6 protein-coding genes are annotated in these 11,377 nt (G+C 50.0%); all 6 read right to left on the bottom strand.

The annotated features are described in order from the left end of the window. The coding region (locus tag ACT3TY_RS10140; RefSeq protein WP_444628080.1) for an MBL fold metallo-hydrolase at positions 1-507 on the bottom strand (507 nt) is incomplete at its 3' end. Positions 508-934: 427 nt separating this feature from the next. After that, entirely contained in the window at positions 935-4,912 is a 3,978-nt protein-coding gene (locus tag ACT3TY_RS10135) for an NACHT domain-containing protein (protein WP_444628079.1), read from the bottom strand. A gap of 209 nt (positions 4,913-5,121) precedes the next feature. Continuing rightward, positions 5,122-5,784 (bottom strand): DUF7281 domain-containing protein, encoded by a 663-nt coding sequence (locus ACT3TY_RS10130; protein ID WP_444628078.1) that lies wholly within the window; start codon positions 5,782-5,784, stop codon positions 5,122-5,124. Further along, positions 5,781-7,022, bottom strand: a complete 1,242-nt coding sequence (locus tag ACT3TY_RS10125) for a hypothetical protein (protein ID WP_444628077.1) — start codon at positions 7,020-7,022, stop codon at positions 5,781-5,783. Before ACT3TY_RS10125 ends, ACT3TY_RS10130 begins: the two co-directional genes overlap by 4 nt. Continuing rightward, a complete protein-coding gene (locus ACT3TY_RS10120) occupies positions 7,019-7,648 on the bottom strand; it encodes a hypothetical protein (RefSeq protein ID WP_444628076.1) in 630 nt (209 codons plus the stop codon). The genes ACT3TY_RS10125 and ACT3TY_RS10120 overlap by 4 nt, the downstream gene beginning before the upstream one ends. Continuing rightward, positions 7,645-11,310, bottom strand: coding sequence for an ATP-binding protein (locus tag ACT3TY_RS10115; RefSeq protein ID WP_444628075.1), 3,666 nt, complete (start codon positions 11,308-11,310; stop codon positions 7,645-7,647). The genes ACT3TY_RS10120 and ACT3TY_RS10115 overlap by 4 nt, the downstream gene beginning before the upstream one ends. Between the last annotated feature and the right edge of the window lie 67 nt (positions 11,311-11,377).

The following is an 11,377-nucleotide window of genomic DNA, read 5'->3' as shown; positions in this document are numbered from 1 at the left end:
TCTCGGAATACCCTTTTCCGTTAGCTTTTCAATATTCAAGTCAGCGTCGACCTTTCTCTCCGTAAACCCATAAGCATAAGACGGCGCCCGATGTGAAAGCCTGTGAGTAGTAATCGCGATGCTTTCAAACTGGACGCTTGGCAGCTCGTTCGAGTCGATAAATTCCAGGGCGAAGGGCAAACATAACTGCGTGGCCTCACAGGTAGCCTCCAACCATACCTTGATGCCTGCGGGCGCCACAATGGTCAGCGGCGCTTTTCGGCCACCCATCCCCGCACTCGCCAGTATGCCCGGCAGCCCATAACAGTGGTCGCCGTGCACGTGGGTAATAAAGATGGCTTTCAAGGAATGGAACGATAGCTTGGTGTGCAAAATCTGATGCTGGGTGCCCTCACCACAATCTATCAAGTACCAGCCCTTCCCTTTGCTCTCTCGTAAGGCGATCCCGGAGACATTTCTTGTTTTGGTGGGCACGCCAGCGGAGGTGCCGAGAAAGAGTAGGTTCATACCCCTCCATGGTATTCATTTTTTTGATCATAGTATATTTCTAAGCAACTATAGAAACACGCTTATTGACTACTGAGGCTACGGCTATTGGGCAAGTCATTTCTCTACATTGAGTCATGTCAGCCATGAGGCTAATTAAGTGTAATACGCTTTCAGGCGCTTTATCATGTCCAATCTCCTTACGTAGGATCGAACTCTAAAGTATAGCGCTACGCAATCAAGGGATAACTTCGGAGAAAATGAGACTTTAAAAATTTAGCCGCTGTAACGCCTCACACTTTAACTGCACAAGTAATACAACCCATTAACAAGCCAGCTTATTAACAATCCGACAAAAAACCCTACCCTCTGCACTTAAGCATAAAAAAATTGAATTACAGAGGTGCTTTAAAGCACCTCTCGTATTCATATTTTTACATTTAAAGCATTAATCCTCTTGTTTTAGCCAGTCATTTAAACACCTCTTTTTAGATACAGGAGAGGAGGAGCGCTCACGCCATTTTGAGAGAATAACTTGCATTCTATGACTCATAATATAATCATCTCTATAGAAATCAATAAGCCTTCCTAGCAAGGTTGCAGATCTTTCATTATTTGGCATAAGCTTTTTCTCTGCAAATTTTAACATTGACAGCGCTAACCATCCCGGAGATTCTAAATCTAAAATTTCAAAGAAAATACCATCAATATTATCTCTAAAAAAAACCTCTTCCGCTATTCCATCACGCGCACTACCAATAACTAAAAAACAAGAAATAGAGGATTGTCGAAAGAGCTTTTCTTCTTTTGGGTTCGAAAATATATCAAACAAATCAGAGCTATTGATTCCAAATATAGAGAAGGGATCAGTCTGTATATCATTATTATACTCTCGTTTACCGAATTTTGAGAATTCATTAATAGAGTTACTTATAGATACTAATGCTGATGCAAATAAAGGCAATAACCTCTTCTCGCGAATCAAATCTATATGAAACGGAGATATTTCAACTTCAAAACGTTGAAATACCAAGCCTTCAACCTGCGTTTCTGACAACTTCTCCAAAAATATTTCTCTTAATTCTTGCTCTCTAGAACCAGCCAGCCTGAATAAATTACCCCAATGAAGTATGTGGGGAGCATATGCTTCCGGCTGAGAAAATGCATGCTCAATTAAGTCAGATGATTCCAAAGATCCCAAAAAATTTAAATCACCGTGAGTTTGCCCATGAATTAAAACACTAGCGGCTAGATAGGGAAAATCTCGACAAACAGCTTTCCAGCTGGCTTTTGTAAAATCACCATTTATTGCAACCATATCAGTATAAGGACGAATATTACGCCCATTAAGCTTTCCCGTTTTCGTAAACTTTTCATAACTTGACTTATCAAGAAAAGAAAGCTTTTTTATAAGCTCTAAGTCCTGGTGTCTCATAGAGTCTAATGGAAGCATCGCACAAATATAGCTCGGAGCTAACTTTTCGAAACCTAAAATCCAAGTTGAAAAAGAACAATAATTTTGAAAATCTTCATAGCTTTTAGTTTTCGCTAGATTGATAGTTGCCGCACAATATTGGAAAAAAGGGCTAAGCTCACTGGTAGATCCAATTTCAAAATCAATTAAGGGTGGTATAGAACCAGACTGCCAGTTATCTTTGAATATCTCAAACTCAATACCTTTATACTTCCACCTTGGGGTTATAACATGTTTTTCTTTATCAGGAAAGTTCTTAATAAACAAGCTTAGTATTAACTTTTCAACTTCAGAAAGCTTAAAAAATTCGGAGCATTGTAAGCTTGTTTTCTGATTGTCAATTAAAACACCAAGCAATAATGAATAATCCAGCCCAACTCTAACTTTATTTTCATTAAGAATAGAAATTAACCCATTAATAAACCACTCCTGAACTTCATCATTTTTTTCTTCAGAGCGTGAAAACCTAGGAACATTCCTCTTATTAATTTTTAGTATTGCATTAATATAACCTGAAGATGATTTCAGTATTCTATTAAGAACGCGTGCAAGCTGATCACTATCCTCACCAAGGGATTTAGTCAGCACAATTGCAGCACCAACTTGCTCTTCTTCACTAGCTTCAAACAAATACTCAATCATACAACTTTGCAGCCATATTTTTGTGTTAGTGTGACTCACATTAGCCATTAAATCTATAAGCCCACTATCTAAAGTACCATACAAAGGGATTAACACACTTTTAAAGTTCTGTCGTACTCGACGGTCTTGTTCAAGAACACCTTCGGTTATCAACCTAAGAGATAGGATCGCTCCTATAGCTAGTCTTTTTCTAAAAATTTGTTTGAAATGACAGCCTTCCCAATTATCAGTAGAAGAAAGCACATCCGCAGACATAGCTAACTCTGAAATCCTCCCATTAACTACAAGAGAGCTTAGTAAAAAGTGCATAACCTCTCGCCAATGAGCGTCTGCACATATAACATCTATGCGATCACGCATAGTAATAGCTGTTACGTCTGTGTAAATAAATTCACCTGCAAAAAATTCTTGTAGTTGTCGAATATCAAATCTTACATAATCGCTATTATCCGGAGTGTTAACAAAGACTAAACGCTCGGTTGTTGCCTCCATTAAAGCGCTTAAAGTTTCATCTATGTTAGCATCAGATAGCATTGTTACCGTTTCTCTAGAAAGCTTTTCAAATTCTTTTTTCTCAAGAGTAGCTTCAGCTCCAATACTTATCTCTGCTTTTGCATGTAACGCGATCCCTAGCCTGGCATGAATTGCTTTTAAAAGCTTATCTTCTCTTAAAAGATTATTAATTCGAGGATCTTTAAAGTTTTTCTGGCTTTCACGCTTTTTCATAACTCGATAAAAATTTTCAAAAAGCTCCCATCTTTTTTCAGGTGGTCTGCCTCCATCTCTAACCACAACCGCCATAATATGCGATTGAAGAGGAGTCGTCATTAATTCACGAACTTGTTCGGAATGCATTGCGTTTGAAAGGGTCTCAACAGAATAATCTCCTTCCGATTCAGTACGGCCGAATCTAACCACTGCAGTTGCGCAGAGTAGAGCTATATTAACCGGCAATTGTGAAAGGACTGCTGTACTCGCATCTAACTTTTCAAATTGGCCAGAATACCCTTGAGGTCTGGTAGTACACAGAACTAGTGCATCTGAATCAACAGAAGGTAAAATCTCGTCAGTAAATTTTATTATTTCATCAGCAATATTGTCTTTTACATCATTTGGCACTTCATCAAGACCATCAAAATTAAAAAACCAGCTTTTAGTGCCGATTGCCCTTTTAAGAGTGCCAGATAAAACTTGCTGTTCCGTTTTAGCCGCAATTCTTTCAGCTAAATAACTAAGTATTCCTTTCGATTCCTTATCTCTTCTTCCACCATACCAAGTAGCAAATTCTTTAAGCTCAACCTGGACAGGAATACGAGGTACGTTGGTCCATAGTCCTAGCCGTTCAGCGACTCCTCTCAGCTCATTAGCGGTTTCTACTACTGCAGGAAGAACATTAGGCCCCCCCTCATTCAATATAAATGATGCTCTTTGAATTTGACTATAAAACTGGCCTAAGGTCGATTTACCTTGGCCGGGCCCACCCTTCAATATATACACACGTGAACGCTTTAAAGCCTTACCATAATCTCTTCCTCGAACTGACTCACTACTCCAGCAAGAAATTTTGTGGTTACATGTTGCGCTTGTTGCAAGCGTATCTAAAAAACTCTCATATTGAGAACTAGCAACAGTAAAAGGTAGATCAACAAATAGCTGATGAATTTTTGGCCTTGCGTCAGAAGATGATCCAGCCTGTTCTAGCTTAGTATACGCTTGTTCATTAAACTGATTAACTATTAAATGTTCAATTATTGCTTTAGCTTGAGTATACTTATCATTTATACTTTCATATAAACTAGACAAAACGTTACCAGGTGTCAAAAAATGTCCATAGTGTTTAGCAACATCAGGATCTTTACCTAGAAAATCTAATATTTTCCTCCCACCCCATATATCAAATTTTATTTCACTAGATAGTTCAGAATGTATTAGTCTTTTTATTCTATCGTAACTACCAGTATCTTTAACAGCGGTAGGTTCGATATTAGTAGCGATAATCCATACATCAGGAATTGTCCGACCGCGCTTGTGAAATAAATCAATCTCATTGCGAACTTGTTCGTATAACCATTTTTGTTGGTTTTTACTAAGATTCGGCTTATGAAACTTAGACTGTATATACCATACTCCTGACCAAGAATCTTTAGTAGTTGGATAAGGGGCTGCACCTTCTAAATAACCATCTCTTCCTCCGTCAGCTCCAGCAGCAAATCCTGTAACACCATTCCCAAGCACACGCAGAGCCAAGTAATTAACCATACTCTCAAACGAGTGATTATCTAATTGGCTCAAGTCATATGATGATGACATTCCACTTCCCTTTTTTATAAAAAAAACACATTATAATTAAACCAACAAAAACTAAAATTAATTTATTCCTCGATAGAAACATGCATTAAAGATTGAAAAGTTCCGATAATATAATGGCTGTTAGCCGAGCTTCCCACATCACAATCAAAGCACAGCTGCCAAATTTTCGCTACTGCTCAAATAGCGCTATATCAGTTCTGAATGGACGCTTAGGAGTAAATTAGGGATGATCTGACCCAAGCGTTGCTATCCAGTGCTAGCGTGACGCCTTTTACATCGAAGTCACCGGCGTAGATATGTGTTCGTCTGGTTTTGTGCCAAGCATTAGCCAGTAAGGCAAATCCTCCACCGTAGTGGCTGTCGCCGCGGTAAACGACCAGCGGGTTTGCGTAACCGCTTAGTGCGGGTAGTTCCGGCGAAAACGCATAGAAGCTGTCCAGATTCTCGACCTGAATTAGAGCGCTAAAGGCGCTCAGCTTTAACCCCAGTACATCCACATCGCGAATAGCCCGTGCCTCGTTGGCAAGCCCGGTTATTGGCTGGGGCGGAAAGCTGACGAGTACCCGCCGCGCACGGGGGCTTTCGCGGGTTGCCTTGTCTTCTTCCACGCCCTCCTTCGCCTGGGCGCTGAGGGAGCGGCCTAGCGGTGCTATTCGCGCACTTTCCAGTACGTCATCAATCTGCGCCAGCAAGGCGGCGTCAAAGCGCAGCGTTTTACTGTTTATTCGTGTGGTCAGGTCAATATCGTGCTGGTGGCACCAAGCCACCACGTCGCCGACCCATTGGCTGCGGGGCTTTTCCACCGTGGGTTGGCGGAGAAGTTCTCGGGCTACACCGTTCAGCCCATTGCGTGCGCGGCTGGGTAGGTTCATACGGCCAGCTGCAGCTCAACGTCGTGGATCAGGCGCAGGTGATTGTAGGCACTCGCCTGGGTCTCCTGCTGTTTAAGGCGAAACGCGCGCTGGTCGTTACGCGGCAGGCCCTGGTATTCGGCAATCACCTGGAACAGCCAGATTTCATCCGGCCATTCGAGCGGGCTTTCGTGCAGGTATTCAAGCGCGCTGACCGGCTCCGCGTGGGGCTGATCAATCACGCTTAAATAGAAGTGTTCCACATCCTGCTTTAGCGCCTGTTGGCGGGCGGCAGCCAGACTACTTTCCTGTGCTTGGGCGGGTGCCGCTGCTTCTACCGTTTGCGTGGTGTGGCGCGGCTGGGGTAGTTGGTGCAGCAGGTCAGCGAGTACCTGGCACTCCAGGTTGCGATCCAGCGCCGGGGCGGCCGCTGCGTTTAGCGGGGCGGCCTGGTTGACCAAGCTTGGCACCTCGCTGCGCCGGGCGTAGTTGCCGGGCACGAAGCCTGGGTGTTCACGCATAAACGCGGCCATGCCGCTAATCAGGCGGCTGCGCGCTTGCTGCTTACGAAAGCGCGCCATCAGCTCAATCAAGCGCCGCTGCACTTCGCGCAAACCGGTGTAGTGGTGGCTTAACTGCTGTTGAAGCTGGCTGATCAGTAGCTTACGCAAGCTGCCGTCGCTGCCTACCAGCTCTATCAACTCATCAAAGTTAATCAGTGCCAGGCCATCCAAGAGCCTTGCGATCTGCTTCTGGGCGCGGTCGTTTTCGCGAATTTTATCGTTGAGCTGGCTGACGAAGCCAAAATCGCTATTCAGCCGCTGCCATAAGCTGTCGATGGCATCGGCAAAACGCCCGTTCAGGTCGTCAACTTCCTGGCGCAAGCGCATCAGCTGTTGCTCCAGCCGCCAGTGCTCGCCCCGGCTGCGCGCCTCGCGGTAGCTGTGTACCAGGGAGCGAATTAGTTCCAAAGTTTCTGCCACATCGGCATTCACATGGCGGCGGGTCTCATCGGCGAGCATTTCCGCGATCAGTTCGCGTACCTTGGGCGCCAGCTTCACGCCGCTCTGCTCATCCGGCCGCCATAATATGCGCGCTGCTAACATCTTACGCAGCGCGCTATCGCTGAGTGATTCCAGCGGCACTTCATCGCGGGTGTAGGCCTGCATCAGCGTTTCAGAATGCTTGCCCAGTAGCGCCAAGCGCTCAGCGCCTGTTTTGAGCAGGCGACTCTCCAGCTCGTTCACGCTCTTATTCACAACAGAGCCTCCTGCGTGCCTTCTTCTCCTTCGGCATCAATCGGCAGGTTCTCTTCATCGCGAATAAAGCGCACCAGGTCCACCAGGTAATCAATCTTGCCGGTGATCACAAATACCTGGCGCTCGGAATGCGGCTGAAGCAGGTAGCCGTGCTCTTTCAGGCGCTTGAAGACCTGCTTTACCTGGGCATCCAGCTGGTCACTTTGTGAGCCAAAAAAGCTGTCGGTAGCCAGGCGTTCCAGCCGCTCGCGCAGGCTTTGGTTATCTTCACACTTGGCGCTGAATTCGGCCGGTTTGAGTACATCGCCAGGGGCGGCCAAGGTATCGCGGCCTAGCGCTTCTTGAACCAGCTGTAGCCACTCCAGCAGCGGCAGCAGGCTGTTGAGCGTATCGCCAAGCTGGCGTGAGAGCTGATCCCGGGCGCTGTCATTCAGTTGGCGCCAGGCCAGAAAATAGACGCTGCCCTCTTCATTGCTGGCCAGCCGCCGGTTAAGCGGGCGCAGGTAGGTGTCGATCTCCTCGCGGGTCTCTGCGTTGCTCAAGTGGCGATAGCCACTTTCATCGCTCACCGGGCAGACAAACTCCCCGGCGAGTAAACGCTCAAGCAGTGGGCCATGTTCGATCATACCGTCACCTCCTGCTGACGTTCCTGGAGCCGCTCGGCCAAGCGGCTCAGGCGCGGTTCAATGCGTTTTAACACCCGTTTATTGGCGTTAGCGTTATCGCGGTCAATCAAGTAGCGATTGGCGAACAGCAGTAGCACGTCGGATTCAGGATTGGGGAACGCGCCGACGATATGAATGTGGTTGCTGTCACAGGCCTCAAACAGCTTTTCTACGTTGTGATAGGCCAAGGTGCCGATCTCATCGATGGGCCAGTGGATGGCGATTTCTGCGTCGCCGCGCAGCAGGCGGGTAAACGCGAGCAGGAATTTACACAGAATCAGGTAGGCCATACCGTGACTGGAAGACTCCAGCAGCTGGCGGTCGTTTTTAATCACCAGGTCCGTGCCGCCTTCGTTCAGGTGCAGTTCCAGGCGCAACAGGCTTTCAAAGCTGTACTGCTGGTCGCTGCGTAGCAGATCGACCACGTCGGCCAGGGTGTTCAGGTAGTCGTCGCTGGGCAGCGTCTGGCCGGATTCGCGCCACTCTTTATAGCGCTGGGCAAACAGCTTCAACGGCTCCCAGAAGCCCAGTTCGTCGATGGTGGACTGAATGCGCACTTCGGCTTTGGTGATGCCTTCCAGGCGCAGGTCGTCGGCGACTTCTTCCGAAAGCCGACGGCTCTGGGCGCTGATGCGACGGTTCAAATCGCGGAACACGGTAAAGAATTTATCCAGGTCATCGCTGAGGTTGCGGCCTTCCTGAATCAACTGCTGTTGTTGGTCTTCAAGCAGTTTGAGCATGTCGCGCAGTAGCGGCAGTTGGAGGCGCGGGTTGTCGCTTTGCAGCTTGCTGCGCTCGCTCTCCAGCGCTTCGGCAAAGCCGCTGCTGGCGTCCTTGATCAGTTGGCTTTCAACCTCCAGGCAGCCACGGCGCAGCTGCTCGATGAGCTGGTGGCGATTGCCCAATGCCTGGCGGGCGCGCTCAATGCGCTCGTCCACATCGCCCAGCGGCGCCGCCGGGGTCTGGCCGTCGGGTTCGATGGCGAGGCCTTCCAACTGGGTTAGCAGAGGCTTTAAGGCTTCCAAGCTGGCGTGTTCGCTTTCACGCTGCGTTTTAAGCGTGCTGACGGTGCTTTGGTGCGTTTTACGCGCGGCCTGAAAATCGTTTTTCAGACGCTCTTTATCGCGTTGAAGCTGCTGTTCGGCTTGTTCGAGTTCGGCTTCCTGGGTAACCAGCTGCGGCTTGTGCTGCCCCCACTCCACGCGCATAAAGCGGGTGTATTGGGTGAGTTCATCCTGACGGGCGGCGGTAACGCGGATGCGCTCCTCCTGGCTTGCCAGCCGCGCCTTGGTGTCTTTTAGCTGTGCCGGGTCGACGCCCTGTTCGGCCAGCTCCTGGCTGAAGGCTTCTTCCAGCTCCGCCCGTTGGCGCTGGTGTTCGGTGTTGGCGTCGCTTAGCTGCTGCTTGTACTGGCGCAGCTGGGCATCCAGGCTGTCCAGATGGCTTTGGCCGTCGGCTTTTAGCTCTAACAGCTGGCTTTGATGGGTTTCACCCAACGCGTTAAGGGCTTGCTGTTTCTCTTCACGCAGTTCGGTTTGTGTTTGTTCCAAGCGGGCTAACGCGGCCTGGTGCGTGGCGCGGCGCTCCTGTTGATGCTTGGCGTGGCGCTCTTGCTGCTGGCGGCGCGCTTCAAGGGCAAACTCAACTTCCTGCTCGGCACGCTTATGGGCCATACGGCCCTGATCCTGAGCTTCATCGGCCTGCTGGACACGCTCGTTATGCTGTTTAAGCGCTTTCTCGGCCGCCTGGCACTCTGACTGCACTCGACGCTTGGCGCTATCTGCTTCTTCGATGGCGGCGAGCAGCGTGGCTTCGTCCTGGGCGTAATCGGGCAAGGCAATGGCCGAGAGATCCAGCGCCAGCCCAAACAGGTCGTCGCTGCCGCCATCGGCTAACCGAGGTGCTAAATCGCGTCGTTCCAAAAGCTCTGGGGCAATCACTTTGCCCAACTGCTGCTCCCAACCGGGGCGGTGGTAGCGCAGAAAATGGCGCAGGCTGCCCTGTTCGGGGTCACGCTGCTGATAGAGTGCATAGCTGCGCTGCTCGGCGCGCTCAAGCTGCTGGCGCAACTGAACTAGCTGGTGCTCGGCATCATCCCGGGCGCGTCGGTAGCTTTCAAATTCGCGGCGCAGGCCGTCTAGCGTTGCAGCCGATGCGTTGCGTTCTTGCTGGGCCTGATCCAGGCGCGCCTGGGCAAGCTCCGCCTCGTTGGCCTCGTCAGCGGTTTGTGTCGAAAGCGAGAGCTGCGCTTTTAGCTCGGCTAGCTGCTCAACGCCCAGCTCAAGCTGGGCCTGATATTCGTCTTCCAGGCGTTGGCGCTCCTGCTGGTAGCGCTCATTGAGCTGCTGCTCGGCCTCCCACTGCTGTTCACGTCGCAGGGCTTTCTCTTCCACCAGGGCATCGATCAGCTCCTGGGCTTCACCGGTCTGGCGGGCCAAGGCTTCAGAAAGCTCGCGCAGACGTCCATCAAGCCGCGCCTGGCTCTCTTTTACCGCATCCTGCATCACGTGCAGGTGGGCCCGCAGCTGATCGCGCTGTTCGCGCCACTGAGGCAGCGCGTTGATGTCGCGCTCAAGAGTGGGCATATCCGCCTCGAAATAGCGCTCGTACTGGGTTTGCAGATCATTAAGGCGGCGCTGGGTCTGCTGTAAATCGCTGACCACTTCGCTGTGGCGGTCGTTAAGCGCGTCCCGCGCCTGGGCATAGTCGCTTTCCCGCTGCTGAAAATCGCGCTGATGGCGGGCAAGCTCGGCATCCACATCAGCCATGCGCCGCTCAGCCTGCTGGCGGTCATCTTCAAGCTGGGGCTTAAGCTGCCAGAGGGTGGTATCCAAATGGGCAAGCTCGCGGTCAATCCCGGCAAGCCGGGCGAGCGACGCCTGCAGTGGCTCCAGGCGCATGGATTGGCGCATCTGGGCAATCCATTCACGCGCCTTGGTGTTACGAATCCGCGTGACCGGCAGCTCAACGCCATCCTCTTCGAAAATCGCCGCCAGCATGGTTTTGAGGGTATCCATCTTGCCCTCTTTGGCATGCACCGCCGACACCAACTTTTCAATATGGCGAATACGCCGCTCGGGCTTGACCAGACTGAACTGCGCGGCGATCTGGCGCAGTTTGAGGCCGTCGCGACTATTGCCGTGCAGCTGGGTAAAGTCGTTTTGGATCACCGAGCGAAATTCAGAGGTCGCGCCCAGCTTGGACGACACCGGCGTGCCGCTACGGCGCAGGCCGCTGGCCCACTGTGTGTAGTCGAGTGCAGTCACGCCCGCCTCGCTCTCCACCAAATAATCTTCCGGCTGATAAGGCCCGCCCACAAAGCGGTACTCTACCCCGCCCTCTTGCTTACGAGTCAACACTGCCTGGCAGATATTGCCTGCTTCGCGGCGGTATTCATACACCAGGTAGCTATTGCGATGAGGCAGGTAAAACGCATCAAACTTCATGCGCGTCTTGGGCACTACCTTGTTGGGAAGCTCGCCGTAAAATACCGGCACCAGGCGCTGAAGCGTGGTTTTACCCGAAGCGTTGGTGCCGCAAATATTGGTGTGGCCGTCCACACTGAGTTCAACCACGCCTTCCAGGTGGCCGTGAATCATCACGATGCGTAGCAGGTGGGCCATGCCGTGTCCTTGATCGATAGAAATTCGAAAACGACTATCTTGCCAGACACAATGCAAGGCGACACCT

This window comes from Halomonas sp. AOP22-C1-8 (genome assembly GCF_052378905.1).
GTDB lineage: Bacteria > Pseudomonadota > Gammaproteobacteria > Pseudomonadales > Halomonadaceae > Vreelandella > Vreelandella citrativorans.
The sequence above is the reverse complement of the archived record's forward strand: the minus strand, read 5'-3'. Positions and strand labels throughout refer to the sequence as shown.